We start from the raw sequence: 21,237 nt of genomic DNA, 5'->3' as shown, positions 1-21,237 counted from the left end.
AATGATCGATTAACCAGCAATGGTCATATCTTATTTATGAATTATGATATTTTGCTTTTGTGATAATCGTCGTTATATATCCATAAATTAAAATATAGTTTTAGCTTTTATTTTTAATAGGTTATGAAAACAGCCATTTATTAAATTTTGCTATATCACAGGCACAATAAAACCGCCCGCAAATTATCATCACAGGCAGTTAAATTTATTTAATGCTCTATATTCCGAGTGCTTTTTTACCGGCGTTAATCACCTCGATAATTTTATCGGTATCATAAATACAGCCTTTCCAGGTTCCTCCGCTCACCGACTGCAACGCCGCCCAGAGCCGTGTATCGTCCGGCAAGAAATCGTGGGCATGTAACTCCGGGTGCGGCGCCCGACGCGCCAGCTCCGCAGCGCCCTCTTCCGGCGTGAGCGGATGTTGCGCCGTGCCGATAAAATTCACCCGGCCAGTTAATGAAAGCCTGTCCACCTCGATCTCGATGATGTCGTTATCGCGCAGCTTGCCAATCGGCCCACCGGCCAGTGCTTCGGGTGCTACGTGGCCAAAACAGGCGCCGGTCGATACGCCGGAGAAACGGGCGTCGGTGATCAGGGATACGGTCTTGCCCCAGGAGACGTGTTTTAGCGCCGAGGTCAGCTGGTAAGTCTCTTCCATTCCGGTACCGGACGGGCCTCCGCCGATAACGACCATGATATCGCCGCGCACGATCTCCCCACTTTTGATGGCTTTGATTGCCCTCGCTTCGGAGACAAATACCCGCGCCCGGCCAGTATGACGATACACACCGTCCTCACCCACCACCGACGGATCGATCGCCGTGGCTTTTATCACCGATCCTTCCGGCGCGATATTCCCCACCGGGAACGCCACGGTGGAGGTCAGCCCGCGGGCTTTAGCCCGTTCCGGCGGCAGGATCACATCATCAGGATCAACACCGTCCTGCTCGCGCAAACACTGACGGAAACGTTCGCGACGCTCGGAGGCTTGCCACCAGTCGAGGTTTTCACCGACCGTCTGGCCCGTCACCGTCATGGCATCCAGATGCAGCAGGCCGAGATCGCGCAGATGGAGCATCACTTCCGGCACGCCGCCCGCGAGGAACGCGCGCACGGTCGGGTGATAATCCGGCCCGTTCGGCAGCACGCTCACCAGGCGCGGCACGCTGCGGTTGATCCGCGTCCAGTGGTCGACATCCGGGATCGTGCAACCCGCCGCATGGGCGATCGCAGGAATATGCAGCAGCAGATTGGTCGATCCCCCAAACGCGGCGTGGATCACCATCGCGTTTTCAATGGCTTTGTCCGTCAGGATATCGCGCGTGGTGATCCCGCGATCGTCGAGCTGCGCCACAGCGCGGGCCGACTGGCGCGAAATTTCCAGCCACACATCCTGCCCGGATGGAGCCAGCGCTGAATGGGGTAATGCCAGCCCGAGCGCTTCGGCCACTACCTGTGATGTTCCGGCGGTGCCCAAAAACTGGCAGCCACCGCCCGGTGAAGCACAGGCGCGGCAGCCCAGTTCAGCGGCTTCCTGTAATGAGAGTTCATGGTTAGCGAAGCGCGCGCCGATGGTCTGCACCTTTCCGGCATCTTCGCCGAACGTTGGCGGCAACGTCGCGCCACCCGGCACCAGAATGGTCGGCAGATGGTGCATGGAGGCGAGTGCAATCATGGTCGCAGGCAGGCCTTTGTCACAGGTGGCGACGCCAATCACCGCCCTGCGCGTGGGGAGCGAACGAATAAGACGACGGAAAACGATGGCGGCGTCGTTGCGGTACGGCAGAGAATCGAACATCCCGTGCGTCCCTTGCGAGCGCCCGTCGCAGGGATCGCTGACAAACGCCGCGAACGGAATTCCCCCGTTGCGGGTGATCTCTTTTGCCGCCGCCTGCATTTGCAGGCCGATTTCCCAGTGGCCGGTGTGATACCCAAGCGCCACCGGGCGGCCATCTCCCGCGCGAATCCCGCCCTGAGTGCCAATAATCAGCACCTCTTTACCCGTGAGTTTATTGGCGTCCCAGCCCATGCCCGCGTTCTGCGTCATACCAAACAGGTTGCCACTCGGCGACTCCATCAGCATTTGCGGCGTCAGCGGCAGCGCGCCCTGCGGCCCGGCCGCATGGGTGATAACGGAATAAAATGCATCATCCTGCGGGGTAAATATCGTCTCTATCGCCATCTTATCCTTCCGGTTCAGCAGAGTTTCAGCTGTTGCAACAGCGATTTCAGCTGCGCCTTGCGTGACTCATCCAGCGGGCTGGCTGGCGGCAGCACATAGGTCGAAACCGGCCGCCCGCACAGAGAGATCGCCTCTTTGATCACATTCACAAACGGCGTATCGAGCTGATACATCTGCGGGATTTGCAACATCGTCTGGTGATACTGCGCGGCCTGGGCCAGATCGCCGTCTCGGAAAGCCTGCAGCAGTTTGACTGAGACCTGCGGCGCAAAGTTGCCGCTGGCCGAAATGGCCCCGTCGCCGCCGAGCAGCAGCGTATTGAACAGGTGATCGTCATACCCGCAGAGCACAGTGAAGTGCGGATGCGCCCCTTTCACGGTCTGGATCATGCTGCGCAAATGGGCCACAGAGTCGATGGTGTCTTTGATGCCGACAATATTGGCGCACGTATCGGCCAGCGTTTTCACCAGCGTGGGCGTTAAGTCCTGGCCGGTCAGCGCCGGGAAGTTATAGAGGATCACCGGGAGCGTCACGCTTTCTGCCACCTGCTGGTAATAGCGGATCAGATTCTGCTCGGACACTTTCCAGTAATAAGGGTTGATCACCACAATGCCATCGGCACCCGCACGCTGGGCATGCTGGCTGAGTTCAATGGTTTCCCGGGCATTGGTTCCACCGGTGCCAATCAGCACTGGCACCCGGCGATTAACATGCTCAATCGCAAATTCGGCAATCGCTTTACGCTCTTCGGCGTTGAGCTGAGAAAACTCTCCCCCGCTGCCTAAAAAGAACAGCCCGTCGACGCCCGCATGAATCATGTCGTCGATGAGCGCGGCGGTGCCGGATTTATCGAGCTGGCCTTCGGCGGTGAAAAGGGTGGAGACAGGAGGAATAATCCCCGAGAACTGCACGGTCTGCTGCATGTGATCTCCCTGTTGATACAGTCTGTTCTACATTATAGAACAGCGTTCATTTATTTAACTCTCATACTAAGCCGCGACGCGCAAAGAGGTAAACCGGGAAAAATCAGTAAGGGGCGATTTTTTAGACTGGATCACGAAATGATGAAACGAGGGATAAAAGTTGTAGCCCGGTGAGCGAGGCGCCACCGGGCGAGGGAAATTAAGCCACCAGCATCTTCACAACGACCTTACGCACTTGCGCCGGGCTGCCCACCGCACACAGCGGTTTATGCACTTCGCCCGGGTAAAACACCACAAAATCCCCTTCGCTTAACACCACGGTTTTTTCCTGATCGCCTTCCGGCAGGAACGCGATGTCTTTATCCGCCAGCCAGTCGGTGTCCGGCGTGCCGTGAGGCAGCGTGCTGAACGTCATCCCTTCCTGGCCTTTCATGATGATTTGAATGTCCAGATAGCGGGCATGATACTCCGCGCGGCGCTCGGCGAATGGCTGCGTCATGTCTTCTGAGACCAGATAAAACAGGTTGTTACCGTCGATATCGTGCTTGCCAAGCGAAGTGTCGTCGGTGACGTGCGCTTTGACGTGTTCGATAGCCTGGTGCAGCTCTTCCGGCAGCCAGGACTGGAGGTGATGAATGTTGCCAACGATCATGAGTAAACCCTCAATATAAAACAATGTTTCATTTTCAACTTTTATACGAGAATTCTCTCTGCCATACCACCCCTTTTTACACCCTCTTTGCGCCAGCGCATGTTTATCGGGAAATGTGTTATCCGTCTGTTAAACCCTGTCAGGCAACTATGCATCGATTATGCATAACCACGGTCAGAGACTTTGCGTAGATTCTTATAAGCCACTGATTTCGCGGTGCTAAGTAAAAAACGCCTTGTCGGGTCACAGTTTATCAATCCGTTTAATTTCAAATAATCTGGATAGTTATTTATTAATTTACCTTAGGACAAAAATAGTTAACGAAGATAAGTGCATATTCATTCTTAGTGAAAATTTTTATCCTTTTAAATCATACTGTTAGTTATTTATGCCTGATTATTTCATTATACATAACAATAACAATCTCAAATAACCCCAGCCAATTATGCTTAATGATTCATTCCCGAATATAACCTAATTAAGCATAATCTGACGCGAATCATGCAATAGAAAACAAAGCCGACAATATCCGATCTCACGTGAGCCACATCACAAAATACAATTCTTAACTGCCTACTATGGGCCTTGAAATCAATTGAGCTTAAAGGGCTATGAATTAATAACGATTCATAGCACAGCCCTTTTTATTCTGAAAAAACAGTTAAAGGAATAATTATGGAAAAGCATTACGTCGGTTCTGAAATTGGTCAATTACGTAGCGTTATGCTGCATCGCCCGAATTTAAGTCTGAAACGCTTAACGCCGTCGAATTGTCAGGAGCTGTTGTTCGATGACGTTCTGTCCGTCGAGCGGGCGGGTGAAGAGCACGATATCTTCGCAAACACCCTACGCGAGCAGGGAGTGGAAGTCCTGCTGCTAACCGATTTACTCACCCAAACGCTTGATAACACAGACGCAAAAGCCTGGCTGCTGGACACCCAAATCTCTGACTATCGCCTCGGCCCCACCTTCGCCAACGATGTGCGCGGCTGGCTGGCGGATATGTCCCATCGCGAACTGGCCCGCCGTCTGAGCGGGGGTTTGACCTACGGCGAAATCCCGGCCTCGATTAAAAATATGGTGGTCGATACCCATACGGCCAATGATTTTATTATGAAGCCGCTGCCCAACCATTTATTTACACGCGACACCTCATGCTGGATTTATAACGGCGTTTCAATTAACCCGATGGCAAAACCGGCCCGTCAGCGTGAAACCAATAATCTGCGCGCAATATATCGCTGGCACCCGGCGTTTGCCGACGGTGATTTTATTAAATACTTTGGCGATGAGAATATTAATTACGATCACGCCACATTAGAGGGCGGCGACGTATTAGTGATTGGTCGCGGCGCCGTATTAATTGGCATGTCTGAACGCACCACTCCGCAGGGCGTCGAATTCCTGGCCCAAAGCCTGTTTAAACACCGCCAGGCAGAACGCGTGATTGCCGTCGAACTGCCGAAACACCGCTCCTGTATGCACCTCGACACGGTCATGACCCACATCGACGTCGACACCTTCTCCGTCTACCCGGAAGTGGTGCGCAAAGACGCCCAGTGCTGGACGCTCACCCCGGACGGTCGCGGCGGCCTGCTGCGCACCCAGGAAACTGACCTGCTCCACGCCCTCGAAAAAGCCCTCGGCGTTAACCAGATACGACTGATCACCACCGGCGGCGACGCTTTCGAAGCCGAACGCGAGCAGTGGAACGACGCCAACAACGTGCTGACCATTCGCCCCGGAGTGGTGATTGGCTACGAGCGCAACATCTGGACCAACGAGAAATACGACAAAGCCGGGATCACCGTGCTGCCTATTCCGGGCGACGAACTCGGACGCGGTCGCGGCGGTGCGCGCTGCATGAGCTGCCCGCTGGAACGCGACGGAATTTAAAGGAGCCATCATGGAAAGAAAACCCACTCTGGTCGTGGCGCTGGGCGGTAACGCGCTGCTCAAACGCGGCGAACCGCTGGAAGCGGACATTCAGCGCCAGAACATCGAGCTGGCGGCCCGCACTATCGCCGGACTCACCGCCCAGTGGCGCGTGGTGCTGGTCCACGGCAACGGGCCGCAGGTCGGGCTGCTGGCGCTGCAAAACAGCGCCTACGACAAGGTCACGCCCTATCCGCTCGACATTCTCGGGGCTGAAAGCCAGGGAATGATCGGCTACATGCTCCAGCAAGCGCTGAAAAACAACCTGCCGCAGCGCGAGGTGAGCGTCCTGCTGACGCAGGTCGAAGTCGATGGCAACGACCCGGCGTTTCGCAATCCGACCAAATACATCGGTCCGGTGTACAGCGAAGAGCAGGCCAACACCCTGCGGGCAGAAAAAGGCTGGGTATTTAAAGCCGACGGCAGCTACTTCCGCCGCGTGGTGCCGTCGCCACAGCCGAAACGCATCGTTGAGAGCGACGCCATTACTGCCCTGATAGCGCGGGATCATCTGGTGATTTGCAACGGCGGCGGCGGCGTCCCGGTGGTGGAGAACGCCAACGGCTACCGCGGTATTGAAGCGGTCATCGACAAAGATCTCTCCGCCGCCCTGCTGGCCCGCCAGATTGAGGCCGACGCGCTGCTGATCCTCACGGACGCCGACGCGGTGTACCTCGACTGGGGTAAACCGACCCAACGCCCGCTGGCGCAGGTCTCTCCGGAGGTGCTCAAAACCCTGCAGTTCGACGCCGGTTCGATGGGGCCGAAAGTTGCCGCTTGCCGTGAATTTGTCGAGGCCTGCAACGGTATCGCCGGGATCGGCGCGCTGGCCGACGGCGCCGCGATTCTGGCAGGCGACAAGGGGACGTTGATTCGCAATTGATTCCTATTTTTCCCTTCACCCTGCTCCTGGCATTTCCCCTCTCCCTGAAAGAGAGGGCGGGTGGAGGGCACCAGACAGCTCAACATTTAACAAGGATCGCCACATGACCATTAACCTGAAAAATCGCAACTTCCTCAAACTGCTGGACTACACCCCGGCAGAAATCCAGTACCTGATCGATCTGGCCATCGACCTGAAAGCCGCCAAAAAAGCCGGGCGCGAAAAGCAGACCTTAGTCGGCAAAAACATCGCCCTGATCTTCGAAAAAACCTCCACCCGCACGCGCTGCGCCTTTGAAGTGGGCGCCTTTGACCAGGGCGCGCAGGTCACCTACCTCGGCCCAAGCGGATCGCAGATTGGCCACAAAGAGTCGATGAAAGACACCGCCCGCGTGCTGGGCCGCATGTATGACGGCATCGAGTATCGCGGCTTCGGCCAGGCCATCGTCGAAGAGCTGGGCGAATACGCGGGCGTGCCGGTGTGGAACGGGCTGACCGATGAATTCCACCCGACGCAAATCCTCGCCGATCTGATGACCATGCTCGAACACGCGCCGGGCAAAACCCTGCCGGAGCTGAGCTTCGCCTATCTGGGCGACGCGCGAAACAACATGGGCAACTCCCTGATGGTCGGCGCAGCGAAGATGGGCATGGATATCCGTCTGGTGGCGCCGAAATCCTTCTGGCCGGAAGCCGGGCTGGTCGAGCAGTGCCGCGCCATCGCCAAAGAGACCGGCGCACGCATCACTCTGACGGACGATGTGAATGAGGGCGTTCACGGCACCGATTTCCTCTATACGGACGTGTGGGTGTCGATGGGCGAACCGAAAGAGGCCTGGGCAGAGCGTGTAAGCCTGATGAAACCGTATCAGATCAACGGTGACGTCATGAAAGCCACCGGCAATCCGAACGTGAAATTCATGCACTGCCTGCCCGCGTTCCACAACGAACACACCAAAGTAGGCCGTGAAATCGAAATGGCGTACGGCCTGAAAGGGCTGGAGGTGACGGAAGAGGTATTCGAATCCCCGAACTCTATCGTCTTCGACGAAGCAGAGAACCGCATGCACACCATTAAAGCGGTCATGGTGGCGACACTCGGCGACTAATCACCGCCCGGCGCGGCCACAGGCTGCGCCGGGGCAAGGAGAACATCATGGGCAAGTTCAAATTTCCTTCCGCTTACACCATTCTCTTTTTCCTGATCGCCGTGGTCGCCGCCCTGAGCTGGATTGTTCCGGCCGGACAGTACCAGATGGCAATGAATGCCGCCCTCGGCAAAGAAGTGCCCATTGCCGGAACCTACGCACACGTCGCCGCGCATCCGCAGGGGATCGTTGCGGTGCTGATGGCGCCGATCGCCGGGCTGTACGATCCTGAGTCCGGCCAGGCGGGGGCGATCGACGTCGCGCTGTTTATTCTGATCATCGGCGGCTTTCTCGGGATCGTCACCAAAACCGGGGCGATTGACGCCGGGATCGAACGCGTCACCACCCGGCTGCGCGGCCGCGAAGAGTGGATGATCCCGATCCTGATGGCGCTGTTCGCCGCCGGCGGGACAATTTACGGTATGGCGGAAGAGTCGCTGCCGTTCTACACGCTGTTAGTGCCGGTGATGCTGGCCGCCCGTTTCGACCCGGTGGTCGCCGCCTCCACGGTGCTGCTCGGCGCGGGGATCGGCACGCTCGGTTCAACCATTAACCCCTTCGCTACGGTCATCGCCGCCAACGCCGCGGGCATTCCGTTCACCAACGGGATCGCCCTGCGCATCGCACTGCTGGCGATCGGCTGGATCATCTGCGTGTGGTGGGTGATGCGTTACGCCCGCAAGGTGCGCCAGGATCCGTCCCTGTCGATTGTCGCCGACAAAGAGGTCGAGAACCGTGCGCATTTCCTCGGCGATAAAGGCCAGCAGTCGCTGGAATTTACCCCGGTGCGCAAAGTTATTCTGGTGATTTTCGCCCTCGCCTTCGCGGTGATGATCTACGGCGTGGCGGTGCTCGGCTGGTGGATGGCAGAGATCTCCGCAGTCTTCCTCGCCAGCGCCATTATCGTCGGCCTGATTGCCCGCATGAGCGAAGAAGAGCTGACATCAACATTTATCAACGGGGCGCGGGATTTGCTGGGCGTCGCGCTGATTATTGGTATTGCGCGCGGTATCGTAGTCATCATGGATAAGGGCATGATTACGCACACGATTTTGCACAGTGCCGAAGGCCTGGTGACCGGACTGTCGACGGTGGCGTTTATCAACGTGATGTACTGGCTGGAAGTGGTGCTGTCGTTTCTGGTGCCTTCTTCTTCGGGCCTTGCCGTTCTGACGATGCCGATCATGGCACCGCTTGCCGATTTCGCTAACGTCAACCGCGACCTGGTCGTGACGGCGTACCAGTCAGCCTCCGGGATTGTCAATCTGGTCACACCGACGTCCGCCGTGGTGATGGGGGGTCTTGCGATCGCGCGCGTACCCTACGTGCGTTATCTCAAGTGGGTCGCCCCGCTGCTGGGTATTTTGACGGTGGTGATCATGGTGGCGTTGAGCCTGGGTGCGCTTATCTGATTTGCCGGATGGTGCTGCGCTTATCCGGCCTGCGGTAATCTTTTTGTAGGCCCGGTAAGCGTTGCGCCACCGGGCATTTTTTGTTGGCAACAGAGATGGGAACCAGATGATGGAATATGGAGAATACTCCCCAAAAGAACAGCTTCAGCTCGCGGTATGCCAGAGCCTGATCAGCGAAAACAGCTACCTTTCTCAGGAAGAGATCCGCCGCGACCTGCAGGAACGGGGGTTTGACAGCATCAGCCAGTCGAGCGTCTCCCGGCTGCTGAAATTGCTTGGTGTCATAAAAATTCGAAATGCCAAAGGACAAAAGATTTATTCGATGAATCCGCAGTTGCGCCCTGCGCCGGATGCAGCCCGTTCGATCTCCGAAATGGTGGTCAGCGTGGAGCACAATAGCGAATTTATCCTTATTCATACCGTCGCCGGATACGGGCGCGCCGTGGCGCGAATTCTGGATTATCACCAGTTACCGGAAATTTTAGGTGTGGTGGCCGGAAGCAGTATTGTCTGGGTCGCGCCCCGCGTAGTAAAGCGCACGGCGCTGGTACATAAGCAAATTAATTATTTACTCAGAACGCATTAATATTCAAATAGAACCGTTTGCACTGAGTAAAGTGTGCATTAATCGCTTGATCAGAAAATCGAGCTGAGTATAATGCCCGACAATTTGCCGGGAGGAAGTCATGGTCAAGCGTGTACGACATACAGTCATACCGCGTCTGAAAACAGACGCTGGCCTGCCGTTTTTCTTCCCGTTGATAACCCTATTCCCAGAGCCCCTCATTTGAGGGGCTTTTTTTTGCCCGGCGTCAGGAGATAAACATGAATCCGCTTTATCAAAAACACATCATTTCCATCAATGACCTCAGCCGCGAAGAGCTGGAACTGGTTCTGGATACCGCGGCAAAACTGAAGGCCAACCCACAGCCCGAGCTGCTGAAGCACAAAGTGATCGCGAGCTGCTTCTTTGAAGCCTCCACCCGTACCCGTCTGTCGTTCGAGACCTCAATGCACCGTCTCGGCGCGAGCGTGGTCGGCTTCTCTGACAGCAGCAATACGTCGCTGGGCAAAAAAGGCGAGACGCTGGCGGATACCATCTCCGTCATCAGCACCTACGTGGACGCGATTGTAATGCGCCACCCGCAGGAAGGCGCAGCGCGTCTGGCGACCGAGTTCTCCGGCGGTATTCCGGTGCTGAATGCCGGTGACGGTGCGAACCAGCATCCGACGCAGACCTTGCTGGATCTCTTCACCATCCAGGAAACGCAGGGGCGTCTGGAAAATCTGCACATCGCCATGGTCGGGGATCTGAAATATGGCCGCACCGTCCACTCGCTGGCCCAGGCGCTGGCGAAATTTAACGGCAACCGCTTCTACTTTATCGCCCCGGCGGCGCTGGCGATGCCGCAGTACATTCTCGATATGCTCGATGAAAAAGGCATCCAGTGGAGCCAGCACGCCAGCATTGAAGAGGTGATGGGTGAAGTGGACGTGCTGTACATGACGCGCGTGCAGAAAGAGCGCCTCGACCCGTCCGAGTACGCCAACGTCAAAGCGCAGTTCATCCTGCGTGCCAGCGACCTCGAAGGCGCACGCCCGAACATGAAAGTGCTGCACCCACTGCCGCGCATTGACGAAATTGCCACCGACGTGGATAAGACGCCGCACGCCTGGTATTTCCAGCAGGCAGGCAACGGCATCTTCGCTCGCCAGGCGTTACTGGCACTGGTTCTGAATCGCGAATTCGTTCTGTAAGGGGAAATGACAATGACACATGATAATAAACTCCAGGTTGAAGCCATCAAACGTGGCACCGTGATTGACCATATCCCTGCGCAGGTGGGCTTTAAACTGCTGACGCTGTTCAAGCTGACCGAAACCGACCAGCGCATCACCATTGGCCTGAACCTGCCGTCCGGCGAGATGGGCCGCAAAGACCTGATCAAAATCGAGAACACCTTCCTGACTGACGAGCAGGTCAACCAGCTCTCCCTGTACGCGCCGGACGCGACGGTGAACCGCATCGACGATTACGAAGTGGTGGGCAAATCGCGCCCGAACTTACCGGAACGCATCGAGCACGTGCTGATCTGCCCAAACAGCAACTGCATCAGTCATGCTGAGCCGGTGTCATCCAGTTTTGCAGTGAAAAAACGGGCGAATGACATCGCACTCAAATGCAAATATTGCGAAAAAGAGTTTTCTCATTATGTGGTGCTGGCCAACTAATTGAGGTTGGTATTGAGATTCCGGCTTCCTGTTACACGAAATCATTCGCACCGCATCAAGGCCAAATATCCCCGGAAGCACAGGAAACTCTGTGACCGGGGTATGAGGACGCGGCCAACGAAGAGGCGGCGTGAAGGATGATGTGTATAATGGCCGGGACCCTTCTTAACGCTGTAATCCTGGAGAAAATATGAGCAAAGTACTTGCGACGGAAAATGCACCAGCGGCTATCGGTCCTTACGTTCAGGGCGTAGATCTCGGCAGCATGATTATCACTTCCGGTCAGATCCCGGTGAACCCGAAAACCGGCGAAGTGCCGGAAGATGTGGCGGCTCAGGCTCGTCAGTCACTGGAAAACGTGAAAGCGATCGTTGAATCCGCGGGCCTGAAAGTGGGCGATATCGTGAAAACGACCGTATTCGTTAAAGATCTTAACGATTTCGCGACCGTTAACGCCACTTACGAAGCGTTCTTCAACGAACATGACGCAACCTTCCCGGCGCGTTCTTGTGTAGAAGTCGCGCGTCTGCCAAAAGACGTGAAGATTGAGATTGAGGCGATTGCAGTTCGTCGCTGATCGATGTGCCCTCTCCGCTGCGGAGGGGGCTGTTTCTGCTACCTCCCCCTTCCCCGCAACTTTTTCATCCCCCTCCATTTTTCTCTGAATCACCTTCGCAGTTCAGGAATTTTTCCCATGATCAGAACTCACTTTTTTATACAGAGGAGTAGGGTTAACACCCACAAATTAGGGTGTTTTAAAAGAGGGAATGAGTGCGTATTGAAGAAGAGGTTTTTCTTGATGAATACGGCATGCGGCGAAAGAGGTTCGTCTATGACCATCGTATTCACCACAGCTATGTTTTTGTCGCCGCTAAAGAAATTTACACCGTCATTATTGGTAGCCTGGTTGAGGAGCTAACCTTTACCCGGATCGGTTACAAAATGCCAGCCGGAGTGACGTTCCCGTTGAACGGTATGGCGGAAGTCTATTTTGATGCCTTTGACGGGATGGATAATTTGGCCGATTTTCGTCATGTCCGATTTGAGGGGCTAGGCAGCGCTGTTGTATTGCAAATGGTCTCACTGGCTTTAATCGCCCACTATGAGACATTCAATATCGGCGGTTTCGTCTTCCAGGCCGCCTCCGGTGGAGTGGTCGATATCGGCCGCCGCATCACGCTTGAAGAGACCTATGACTACATGCTTGGGTTAAAAAATGAACCGCGTTATAATCAAAAGACTGGCTTGCCAAAGAAAGTTCCGCGGCCACTGATAGCCAAAGATTTACGGGCATACAAAACAGTTACAGAGGGGAGAGCCAGCTATGTCGTATTACATTAAGCAACAATGCCCGGCACTTTCCACCTCTAAAAATGGTGAAAAAATTCTGTTTCACACATTCGCATTTGCTCAACTGACCACGCATTATGTCAACGCAGACGCGCATACCAGCCCGGCTAAAGCCAGCCTGACGGCAGCAAAGAAACGCTCTTCTGCTACCTTATTACGCCAAAAGCTCAAAGGCCCTCTGGTGCGTGAACTGCGCGAAATCTGACAGCGTTAAAAAGGCCTGAAAATTAGGCCTTTTTTGTGTTTATATCAACATCACTGCTACTGATTCCGCGTCGCCCTGAGCAACTTCTCCAGTGGATAAACCGCTGCAATCACCACTTCATCTTGAATCTTCGCCGCGTTATCCAGCTCGGTCTGAATCGAGGCGATCTCCTTATCGTCCAGCGTGCCTTGCCGCGCCACCAGATCCGTCAGGCGCAGGCCAATCGACGCCAGTTTGTCCACCTCCTGAATCACCGGTTTGATGGCTTTCAGCTGATAGCTGTTTTCACTCAGCGCCAGCGCGTCGCTGGTATTGTTCTGCCAGCGCGTAAAGACGTGGCGCAGCGCTTCGGCGCTTTCCGTGTCTTCGGCATCGCTTATCAGCCTCTCGGCCCATTTATCCATCTGACGCACCGTGGCGCTCTCGGCGTTCAGCGCGTCGGCGTAGCGGTTTAGTGGCTCAAACTGATGATAATTTCCAGCCTGGAATTTCAGGTGCTGACGGGTGTAATACTGCGCAGGCTCCACGGCCTGGGCGAGAATGTGCAGCGGCAGGGTGTCGGCGTTATTCGCCAGACGAGTGAACTGCGCCTGCTGCTGGCTATGCTGTTGCAGCCCGACCGACACCGTCGTCCAGCTGTCCATCGCCTGCAAACGGGTGTACATATTGTCGATATCATTCACATCCTGCGCAGACCACAGGCGCTCCGCCACTGCAAACGCGCGCGGCCAGAGTTTGATATCCAGAACCGGGGCAATCACATTTTCCGCCCACAGCGCCGCTTCGCCGCCGAGCAAATTGGCCTGCTGATCGGCATCCGGCACCGTCGGCTGAATCCCTTTCGGCACCTCATTGAGGCGTGCGCCGGAAATCGGATAGCGAGCGTTCCCCACCAGGAAGTAGCCGGTGAGTTTGTCGTCCGACACATTGACCACCGGGCGCGTTTCACCCATCCAGGTGTCGACGGTGAAGCTCAGCTGGTTGTCGTCGCGCCATTCGATATGATCAATCGCACGGCGGGATTTGCCGCTGAAATCGATAAATCCGCGCCAGCCGGAAACGCCTTTAATCAGCGTAAAACTGCCCTCGACCGGTTTGCCTTTCAGACGCGGCATAGTGAAAGTCCAGCTCTGCGCGCTGTCGGAATCGGCGATGATGTCCATACCGTTCAAGCCCTGCGGTACGATCTCATTGCGGTAGTGATAGGCCGTGGACTGGGGCTGATCGAGGTAAAAACCGGTGGAGAGAATGCCTTTATAGCCCTGCTTCGCCACCTCGCCGAGCGCGTCCTGCCCCTGCCAGGACTGGATCAGAATGCTTTTCGGCAGATCGGGATGATAGATCTCATCCCAGCCGACCATCTGGCGATGGTGTTTCTCAAGAATGGTTTCCAGTTTGCGATTGAAATAGGCCTGCAGCGCATGGCTGTCCGCCAGTTTGTTGTCGCGCATAAACTGCTGGATGGCGGTGCTGTTTTTCCACTGGCTATCGTCAACTTCATCACCGCCGATATGCAGATACGGATCGGGGAAGATCGCAGCCAGTTCGCTGACCATCGCGTCGGCAAAGGTGTAAGTCGCCTCTTTTGTTGGATCGAGAACGGGTTTCAGCACGCCCCAGTGGCGCTCCATTTCATACGGGCCAGGTGCGCTCATCAGTTCCGGATAGGCCACGGCGATCGCCGACGCATGGCCCGGCATGTCAATTTCGGGAACCACGCGAATTCCCCGCGCGGTGGCGTAACGCACCACGTCACGCATCTGCTCCGGTGTGTAGAACAGCCCGTCGCTGGCGAGCTGGGTCAGTTTAGGATAGCGCTTCGAGGTAAATCGCCAGCCCTGATCGTCCGTCAGATGCCAGTGCAGGACGTTTAGCTTCGCCGCCGCCATGCCGTCGATCTGGCGTTTAATGTCCTCCAGCGGGATGAAATGACGCGCCGAATCGAGCAGCAGCCCGCGCCACGGGAAGCGCGGAGAGTCGTCAATCGACACCCACGGAATCGAGGTGTTTTCCGCGCCATTTTGAATCAGCTGGAGCAACGTTTCCATCGCCCGCAGCGCGCCAAAGCGCGTGTTAGCGGTAATGTTCACACCGCTTGCATCCACGGTGAGTTTGTAGCTCTCATCGCTGTCCGGCAGCGGCTGCGGCTTCACTTTTTTGGCGATGGTCACTGAAATAGTGGGCTTTTCAGGTTTGTCGGCCTGGGGCTGAAGCGTCCACCCTGTTTGCAGCGCGATGCGCTGGCGAAGACGGTTTGCGGCATCGCCCAGATCGTCGCCGCTGATACTTACGGAAATATTATCGCTGAGGACGAATGCGCCCTGCTGTGCGGGCCGTTCAACGTGGGCGGGCCAGGGCATTAACGGCAGATCGCCTGCCGGAGCCGCCAGCGCAGAGGTACCGAGCAAAAGCCCGGCGGTGATGAGGCTAAGACGTAACATAATGTTCCTTATCAGAATTTGACGGGCCAAAAACAGACAAAACATTTTGTTAACATGCGTACAAATTGTCGTCAAGCAAAGTGCATGACGGGGATCACAGGTTGTGGAATTTGGGAGGAAGGCTATTTTGCCGGGCGGCGACGACACCTTACCCGGCAGATTTGGAACCTAGGCCCGGCGGTGCCGGGCATGAGATTTACTGCCAGCCGTAACGACGGCTATAGAACCCTTTCACCATCTGCGTCAGCACCATGTAGCCCGCCAGAATTGCCACCAGCCATGGGAAATAGCTCAGCGGCAGCGCCTGCAGGTTCAGGTAGCTTGCCAGCGGTGAGAACGGCAGCGCGATCCCCAGCACCATCACCACGCCGGTCATGATGATCAGCGGCCAGGCGGCGCGGCTCTGGAAGAACGGAATACGGCGCGTGCGGATCATATGCACAATCAGCGTCTGCGACAGCAGCCCGACCACGAACCAGCCGGACTGGAACAAAGTCTGATGTTCTGGCGTGTTGGCGTGGAACACGAACCACATCAGGCAGAAGGTCAGAATGTCAAAGATCGAGCTGATCGGGCCAAAGAACAGCATGAAGCGGCCCAGATCAGACGGATTCCAGCGCTGCGGCTTCTGGATCTGCTCGTCGTCGACGTTATCAAACGGGATCGCCACCTGGGAGACGTCGTACATCAGGTTCTGAATCAGCAGGTGCAGCGGCAACATCGGCAGGAACGGCAGAAAAGCGCTCGCCACCAGCACGCTGAAGACGTTACCGAAGTTAGAGCTTGCGGTCATTTTGATGTATTTCAGCATGTTGGCAAAGGTACGGCGTCCTTCGATCACGCCCTGCTCCAGCACCATCAGGCTCTTTTCCAGCAGAATAATATCGGCCGCTTCGCGCGCAATATCCACCGCGCCGTCGACGGAAATCCCGATATCCGCCGCGCGCAGCGCAGGCGCATCGTTGATACCATCGCCCATAAAGCCAACCACGTGCCCTTCGCGGCGCAGCAGCGTCACAATGCGCTCTTTGTGCATTGGCGTCAGGCGCGCAAACAGCGTGGTGGTTTTGGCAAGCTGTGCCAGTTCATCGTCAGAGAGCGTTTCAATATCGCTGCCCGTGACAATCACACCCGCATCCAGCCCCACTTCATGGCACACTTTCGCCGCCACCAGCTCGCTGTCGCCGGTAAGAATTTTGACGGTAATGCCGCTGGCTTTCAGCGCTTTCAGCGCCGGTGCCGTCGTCTCTTTCGGTGGATCGAGGAAGGCGATGTACCCTTCGAGGATCAGATCCGACTCATCAAGACGATGGTAATCCCCTTCGCGTCCCGGCAGGAATTTGCTGGCCACCGCCACGACGCGCAGCCCCTGACGGTTCAGGTTATCTGTCACACGCTTGATGCGGCGCAGCATGGTGTCGTCCAGCGGTACAATTTCACCGTTATGACGCACCTGCGTGGAAACATTCAGGATCTCCTGCAACGCCCCTTTGCAGATCAGCTGATGCACATTCGCCTGCTCACTCACCACCACCGACATGCGGCGACGCTCGAAGTCGAACGGGATCTCATCCACTTTTTGCCAGCGCGTTGAGAGCGCGCGCGCAGAATCTTCATCCACCCCTTCCAGCACGGCGACATCCAGCAGGTTTTTCAGCCCGGTCTGGTAATGGCTGTTCAGCCACGCGGTTTGCAGCACGCGCTCGCTGACTTTTCCGGAGATATCCGTATGATTCTCCAGCACAATTTTATCCTGAGTCAGGGTGCCGGTTTTATCGGTGCAGAGGATATCCATCGCGCCAAAGTTCTGAATGGCGTCGAGGTGTTTCACAATCACTTTCTGTCGGGAGAGTTTCACCGCCCCGCGCGCCAGCGTGGAGGTGACAATCATCGGCAGCATTTCCGGCGTTAAGCCCACCGCCACGGAGAGGGCAAACAGCGCCGCTTCCCACCAGTCGCCTTTGGTGTAGCCGTTGATCAGCAATACGATTGGCGTCATGACCATCATAAAGCGGATCAGCAGCATGCTGACGCGACCGATACCTTTCTGGAACGCGTTTGGCTCACTTTCCTGCTCGCTCACACGCCCGGCAAGCTGACCAAACCAGGTGTTGCCGCCCGTGGCGATAACGATGGCCTTCGCGGTGCCGCTCACCACGGTGGTGCCCATAAAGCACAGGGTATCGCTTTCGAGCGGATTAGTTTGCTGCGGATCGCGGCTGCGTGCCACTTTCTCGACCGGCAGAGATTCCCCGGTCAGGGACGCCTGGGCGACAAACAGATCGCGGGCCTGAATCACACGCAGATCGGCCGGGATCATGTCCCCTGCCGCCAGTTTGATCATGTCGCCCACCACCAGCTGATCGATCGGCAGTTCCAGCCAGGCGCTTTCGCCTTTCGTGTTAATGACACGCTGCACGGTGGCGGTGTTGCTGACCATCGCCTTCAGGGCGTCCGCCGCGCGGGTGGAGCGCGCCTCCTGGATAAAGTTGAGCATGGTGGAGATCGCCACCATCAGCGCGATCACGCCTGCTGCAAACAGATCTTCCGTGGCATACGAAATGATCGCCAGCACCGTCAGCAGCAGGTTGAACGGGTTGCGGTAGCAGAGCCACAGATGGACCCACCACGGGGCCGGTTTTTGCGCCGGGATTTTGTTGTTGCCGTGCTCGGCGCGCGTTTTTTCTACTTCAGCTGCGTTCAGCCCTTCCGGATGACCGCCGAAAGTGCGCCAGACTTCGTTTTCGTCCATCGCGGCGGCTTTCAGGCAATGCTCCGTCAGCGTGGAGGGAATGGCAGCGCCTGCCAGGTTTTTGGCATTCGGCAGCGGATCGCGCTGAACCAGACGGCGCGGCAGGTGGCGGTTTAGCTGCGCGAGCAGCTGCTGGGTGATATTTTTCAGCATAGTAAGCCCCCCGCATCCGCAAAGGCGGACGCAGTGTTAACTTCAGGCACAGCAAGGCGGTACCTGAAGGGCACTTAAATTTTCAAAGCAGAGATTTTTTACCCCACTCTTTCAGGCTGTATGCCGGCGCATAGCCAACGCATATGCAGCCTGAAATAGGACGGGTAACGTCACTGCCTCACACATCACCGGTGAGACAGCGAAAAGGCTGGCTTACCGGAAAGGACTCAGTCTCCATGACTGGAGAGGGGTGGGATCGGGATCCATACGGCCTCCGGTAAGTGAAAAAAGGGGTTATCACCGCGCAGTTATGGGTTTTAACCATACCGTTAGTGGCGGTTCGGGCGGTATGATACGCCCGCAGATTTAAACCGTACATATACCAGACTTTGCTCATTGCGAATTAAATCGTAAGCAGTAGTCTCAATTGACGACCATGCTGTTACAGGGAATAAAGGATGCAGAATCGCCTGACCATTAAAGACATCGCCCGTTTAAGCGGCGTGGGGAAATCCACCGTGTCGCGCGTACTGAACAACGAAAGTGGCGTCAGTGAACGCACGCGCGAGCGCGTCGAGGCGGTGATGAATCAGCACGGTTTTTCTCCTTCCCGTTCCGCGCGCGCCATGCGCGGACAGAGCGACAAAGTGGTCGCCATTATTGTTTCGCGTCTCGATTCTCTGTCGGAAAATCTGGCGGTGCAAACCATGCTCCCCGCCTTTTACGAGCAGGGTTACGACCCGATCATGATGGAGAGCCAGTTCTCGCCTCAACTGGTGGAAGAGCATCTTGGGATGCTGCAACGACGCAATATCGACGGCGTGGTGCTGTTTGGGTTTACCGGCATTCAGGATGAAATTCTGAAACCCTGGCAGGCCTCGCTGGTGCTGCTGGCGCGCGACGCCAGCGGCTTTGCTTCCGTCTGCTACGACGACGAAGGGGCGATCCTTACCCTGATGCAGCGCCTGTACGAGCATGGCCATCGCCATATCAGTTTCCTCGGCGTGCCGCACAGCGACGTCACCACCGGCAAGCGCCGCCACGAAGCCTATCTCGCGTTTTGCAAACAGCACGCTCTCCCGGCGGTGGCCTCTTTGCCTGGCCTGGCAATGAAACAGGGCTACGAACAGGTGGCAAGCGTGCTCACCCCGCAAACTACCGCCCTCATCTGCGCCACGGATACCCTCGCGCTGGGCGCCAGCAAGTATTTGCAGGAGCAACGCATCGACACTATCCAGCTCGCGAGCGTCGGCAGTACACCGCTGATGAAGTTCCTGCACCCGGAGATTGTCACCGTCGATCCGGGCTACGCCGAAGCGGGCCGTCAGGCGGCGATGCAGCTGATCGAGCAGATAAACGGTCGCTCTGAACCACGCCAAATCGTTATCCCCGCCCACATTTCTTAACCCTCCGAAAACGGATTATTGTGATCCTCACCCAATTTCGGGAACGTTCCCATTTTCAGCGTCTCGCTCAAAGAGTAGGCTTGCGTCCAGGTCATTACCCTCCACATCTGTCATGAGGCTTCATGATGAGCAAAGTTAAACAAACTGATATCGACCAGCTGATCGTTCTGGTTGGGGGACGCGAGAATATCGCCACCGTCAGCCACTGCATTACCCGTCTGCGTTTTGTGCTGAACGATCCGGCCAAAGCCAATCCGAAGGCCATCGAAGAGCTGTCGATGGTCAAAGGCTGCTTTACCAACGCCGGGCAGTTCCAGGTGGTGATTGGCACAGAAGTGGGTGATTACTATCACGCGCTGCTGGCGACCACCGGGCATTCGTCGGCAGATAAAGAGCAGGCCAAGAAAGCGGCGCGCCAGAATATGAAATGGCACGAGCAGCTGATCTCCCACTTCGCGGAAATCTTCTTCCCGCTGCTGCCAGCGCTGATCAGCGGAGGTCTGATCCTCGGTTTCCGCAACGTGATTGGCGACGTGCCAATGAGCGACGGCAAAACTCTGGCGCAGCTTTACCCCGCGCTGCAGAGCATCTATGACTTCCTGTGGCTGATTGGCGAGGCGATCTTCTTCTATCTGCCGGTCGGGATCTGCTGGTCGGCGGTGCGCAAAATGGGCGGCACGCCGATCCTCGGCATCGTGCTCGGCGTAACGCTGGTCTCCCCGCAGTTAATGAACGCTTACTTACTTGGCCAACAGGTGCCGGAAGTGTGGAACTTCGGCCTGTTTACCATCGCTAAAGTGGGTTATCAGGCGCAGGTTATTCCCGCCCTGCTGGCCGGTCTCGCACTCGGGTTTATTGAAACGCGCCTGAAACGCATCGTCCCGGATTACCTCTATCTGGTGGTCGTGCCGGTCTGCTCGCTGATTCTGGCCGTGTTCCTCGCTCACGCGTTTATCGGTCCGTTTGGCCGTATGATTGGCGACGGCGTGGCCTTCGCGGTGCGTCACCTGATGACCGGCAGCTTCGCCCCAATTGGCGCCGCGCTGTTTGGTTTCCTCTATGCGCCGCTGGTGATTACCGGTGTGCATCAGACTACGCTCGCCATCGACATGCAGATGATTCAGAGCCTCGGCGGTACGCCGGTCTGGCCGATTATCGCCCTGTCGAACATTGCTCAGGCGTCGGCAGTCACTGGGATTATCCTGGTCAGCCGTAAACACAACGAGCGTGAAATCTCGGTGCCGGCAGCCATCTCCGCCTATCTCGGCGTGACCGAACCGGCGATGTACGGCATCAACCTGAAATACCGCTTCCCGATGCTGTGCGCGATGATCGGCTCAGGTCTGGCGGGGCTGCTGTGTGGGCTGAACGGCGTGATGGCGAACGGCATCGGCGTCGGTGGCCTGCCGGGTATCCTCTCTATTCAGCCGTCCTACTGGCAGGTGTTCGCCCTGGCCATGGCGGTGGCGATTATCGTCCCGATGGCGCTGACCACGGTTATCTATCAGCGCAAGTTCCGTCAGGGCACGCTGCAGATTGTTTAACGTCTTCTTTCGGGGCG

General features: G+C 56.5%; 19 protein-coding genes. 13 read left to right on the top strand and 6 right to left on the bottom strand.

The window, feature by feature from the left end:
• Positions 1-217 precede the first annotated feature (217 nt).
• The 3 genes from ACB496_RS02600 to ACB496_RS02590 all read right to left on the bottom strand — a co-directional run bounded on the left by ACB496_RS02600 (position 218) and on the right by ACB496_RS02590 (position 3,760).
• Entirely contained in the window at positions 218-2,185 is a 1,968-nt protein-coding gene (locus tag ACB496_RS02600; RefSeq protein ID WP_371974270.1) for a YjhG/YagF family D-xylonate dehydratase, read from the bottom strand.
• 14 nt (positions 2,186-2,199) lie between these two features.
• The gene (locus ACB496_RS02595) at positions 2,200-3,108 is read right to left on the bottom strand and encodes a dihydrodipicolinate synthase family protein (protein WP_371974269.1); all 909 of its coding nucleotides are present in this window, start codon (positions 3,106-3,108) and stop codon (positions 2,200-2,202) included.
• 199 nt (positions 3,109-3,307) lie between these two features.
• A complete protein-coding gene (locus ACB496_RS02590; protein ID WP_371974268.1) occupies positions 3,308-3,760 on the bottom strand; it encodes a YhcH/YjgK/YiaL family protein in 453 nt (150 codons plus the stop codon).
• Positions 3,761-4,435: 675 nt separating this feature from the next.
• Between ACB496_RS02590 and arcA the strand changes: the two genes are divergently transcribed.
• The 11 genes from arcA to ACB496_RS02535 all read left to right on the top strand — a co-directional run bounded on the left by arcA (position 4,436) and on the right by ACB496_RS02535 (position 12,924).
• Entirely contained in the window at positions 4,436-5,656 is a 1,221-nt protein-coding gene (gene arcA, locus ACB496_RS02585; RefSeq protein ID WP_107702354.1) for an arginine deiminase, read from the top strand.
• Between the two features lie 10 nt (positions 5,657-5,666).
• Positions 5,667-6,578, top strand: coding sequence for a carbamate kinase (arcC, locus tag ACB496_RS02580; RefSeq protein WP_100777813.1), 912 nt, complete (start codon positions 5,667-5,669; stop codon positions 6,576-6,578).
• Positions 6,579-6,681: 103 nt separating this feature from the next.
• Positions 6,682-7,686 (top strand): ornithine carbamoyltransferase, encoded by a 1,005-nt coding sequence (argF, locus tag ACB496_RS02575; protein ID WP_371974267.1) that lies wholly within the window; start codon positions 6,682-6,684, stop codon positions 7,684-7,686.
• A 47-nt stretch (positions 7,687-7,733) separates the two neighbouring features.
• Positions 7,734-9,137 carry a YfcC family protein gene (locus tag ACB496_RS02570; RefSeq protein WP_371974266.1) on the top strand — a complete coding sequence of 468 codons (1,404 nt, stop codon included), beginning with the start codon at positions 7,734-7,736 and terminating at the stop codon, positions 9,135-9,137.
• Between the two features lie 106 nt (positions 9,138-9,243).
• Complete coding sequence (locus ACB496_RS02565; RefSeq protein ID WP_095280563.1) at positions 9,244-9,723, top strand: arginine repressor; 480 nt, start codon at positions 9,244-9,246, stop codon at positions 9,721-9,723.
• Between the two features lie 100 nt (positions 9,724-9,823).
• Positions 9,824-9,928, top strand: coding sequence for a pyrBI operon leader peptide (locus ACB496_RS02560; protein WP_095280562.1), 105 nt, complete (start codon positions 9,824-9,826; stop codon positions 9,926-9,928).
• A gap of 34 nt (positions 9,929-9,962) precedes the next feature.
• Entirely contained in the window at positions 9,963-10,895 is a 933-nt protein-coding gene (gene pyrB / locus ACB496_RS02555; protein ID WP_100777816.1) for an aspartate carbamoyltransferase, read from the top strand.
• Between the two features lie 12 nt (positions 10,896-10,907).
• Positions 10,908-11,369, top strand: a complete 462-nt coding sequence (gene pyrI / locus ACB496_RS02550) for an aspartate carbamoyltransferase regulatory subunit (RefSeq protein WP_100777817.1) — start codon at positions 10,908-10,910, stop codon at positions 11,367-11,369.
• A 190-nt stretch (positions 11,370-11,559) separates the two neighbouring features.
• The gene (locus ACB496_RS02545; protein WP_100777818.1) at positions 11,560-11,946 is read left to right on the top strand and encodes an enamine/imine deaminase; all 387 of its coding nucleotides are present in this window, start codon (positions 11,560-11,562) and stop codon (positions 11,944-11,946) included.
• A gap of 194 nt (positions 11,947-12,140) precedes the next feature.
• Positions 12,141-12,710 carry a hypothetical protein gene (locus tag ACB496_RS02540; RefSeq protein WP_371974265.1) on the top strand — a complete coding sequence of 190 codons (570 nt, stop codon included), beginning with the start codon at positions 12,141-12,143 and terminating at the stop codon, positions 12,708-12,710.
• The gene (locus ACB496_RS02535; RefSeq protein WP_371974264.1) at positions 12,694-12,924 is read left to right on the top strand and encodes a hypothetical protein; all 231 of its coding nucleotides are present in this window, start codon (positions 12,694-12,696) and stop codon (positions 12,922-12,924) included. The genes ACB496_RS02540 and ACB496_RS02535 overlap by 17 nt, the downstream gene beginning before the upstream one ends.
• A 56-nt stretch (positions 12,925-12,980) precedes the next feature.
• Here ACB496_RS02535 and ACB496_RS02530 read toward each other — a convergent pair whose 3' ends face one another.
• From ACB496_RS02530 to mgtL, 3 genes are all read right to left on the bottom strand, one after another.
• Positions 12,981-15,365, bottom strand: coding sequence for a beta-N-acetylhexosaminidase (locus ACB496_RS02530; RefSeq protein ID WP_371974263.1), 2,385 nt, complete (start codon positions 15,363-15,365; stop codon positions 12,981-12,983).
• 196 nt (positions 15,366-15,561) lie between these two features.
• Entirely contained in the window at positions 15,562-18,270 is a 2,709-nt protein-coding gene (gene mgtA / locus ACB496_RS02525; protein ID WP_371974262.1) for a magnesium-translocating P-type ATPase, read from the bottom strand.
• A 213-nt stretch (positions 18,271-18,483) separates the two neighbouring features.
• Positions 18,484-18,537: a mgtA regulatory leader peptide MgtL gene (mgtL, locus tag ACB496_RS02520; RefSeq protein WP_220186778.1), complete on the bottom strand. Its 54-nt coding sequence runs from the start codon at positions 18,535-18,537 to the stop codon at positions 18,484-18,486.
• Positions 18,538-18,728: 191 nt separating this feature from the next.
• Here mgtL and treR point away from each other — a divergent pair, with 191 nt between their 5' ends.
• Together treR and treB are read left to right on the top strand one after the other, a co-directional pair.
• Complete coding sequence (treR, locus tag ACB496_RS02515) at positions 18,729-19,676, top strand: trehalose operon repressor TreR (protein ID WP_371974261.1); 948 nt, start codon at positions 18,729-18,731, stop codon at positions 19,674-19,676.
• Positions 19,677-19,801: 125 nt separating this feature from the next.
• Positions 19,802-21,220, top strand: coding sequence for a PTS trehalose transporter subunit IIBC (gene treB, locus ACB496_RS02510; protein WP_181827912.1), 1,419 nt, complete (start codon positions 19,802-19,804; stop codon positions 21,218-21,220).
• Positions 21,221-21,237: the final 17 nt, after the last annotated feature.

It is taken from the genome of Lelliottia nimipressuralis, assembly GCF_041464075.1.
In the GTDB taxonomy this organism is placed as follows: Bacteria; Pseudomonadota; Gammaproteobacteria; order Enterobacterales; family Enterobacteriaceae; genus Enterobacter; species Enterobacter nimipressuralis.
This window is presented reverse-complemented; position numbering and strand designations above follow the sequence as displayed.

Bases quoted from the DNA above. Each gene is read 5' to 3' on its own strand.
- ACB496_RS02600 (WP_371974270.1), bottom strand. From the start codon at position 2,185: ATGGCGATAGAGACGATATTTACCCCGCAGGATGATGCATTTTATTCC.
- pyrB (WP_100777816.1), top strand. From the start codon at position 9,963: ATGAATCCGCTTTATCAAAAACACATCATTTCCATCAATGACCTCAGC.
- ACB496_RS02560 (WP_095280562.1), top strand. From the start codon at position 9,824: ATGGTCAAGCGTGTACGACATACAGTCATACCGCGTCTGAAAACAGAC.
- mgtA (WP_371974262.1), bottom strand. From the start codon at position 18,270: ATGCTGAAAAATATCACCCAGCAGCTGCTCGCGCAGCTAAACCGCCAC.
- treB (WP_181827912.1), top strand. From the start codon at position 19,802: ATGAGCAAAGTTAAACAAACTGATATCGACCAGCTGATCGTTCTGGTT.
- argF (WP_371974267.1), top strand. From the start codon at position 6,682: ATGACCATTAACCTGAAAAATCGCAACTTCCTCAAACTGCTGGACTAC.
- pyrI (WP_100777817.1), top strand. From the start codon at position 10,908: ATGACACATGATAATAAACTCCAGGTTGAAGCCATCAAACGTGGCACC.
- ACB496_RS02545 (WP_100777818.1), top strand. From the start codon at position 11,560: ATGAGCAAAGTACTTGCGACGGAAAATGCACCAGCGGCTATCGGTCCT.
- ACB496_RS02530 (WP_371974263.1), bottom strand. From the start codon at position 15,365: ATGTTACGTCTTAGCCTCATCACCGCCGGGCTTTTGCTCGGTACCTCT.
- ACB496_RS02595 (WP_371974269.1), bottom strand. From the start codon at position 3,108: ATGCAGCAGACCGTGCAGTTCTCGGGGATTATTCCTCCTGTCTCCACC.
- arcA (WP_107702354.1), top strand. From the start codon at position 4,436: ATGGAAAAGCATTACGTCGGTTCTGAAATTGGTCAATTACGTAGCGTT.
- arcC (WP_100777813.1), top strand. From the start codon at position 5,667: ATGGAAAGAAAACCCACTCTGGTCGTGGCGCTGGGCGGTAACGCGCTG.
- ACB496_RS02590 (WP_371974268.1), bottom strand. From the start codon at position 3,760: ATGATCGTTGGCAACATTCATCACCTCCAGTCCTGGCTGCCGGAAGAG.
- treR (WP_371974261.1), top strand. From the start codon at position 18,729: ATGCAGAATCGCCTGACCATTAAAGACATCGCCCGTTTAAGCGGCGTG.
- ACB496_RS02565 (WP_095280563.1), top strand. From the start codon at position 9,244: ATGATGGAATATGGAGAATACTCCCCAAAAGAACAGCTTCAGCTCGCG.
- ACB496_RS02570 (WP_371974266.1), top strand. From the start codon at position 7,734: ATGGGCAAGTTCAAATTTCCTTCCGCTTACACCATTCTCTTTTTCCTG.
- ACB496_RS02535 (WP_371974264.1), top strand. From the start codon at position 12,694: ATGTCGTATTACATTAAGCAACAATGCCCGGCACTTTCCACCTCTAAA.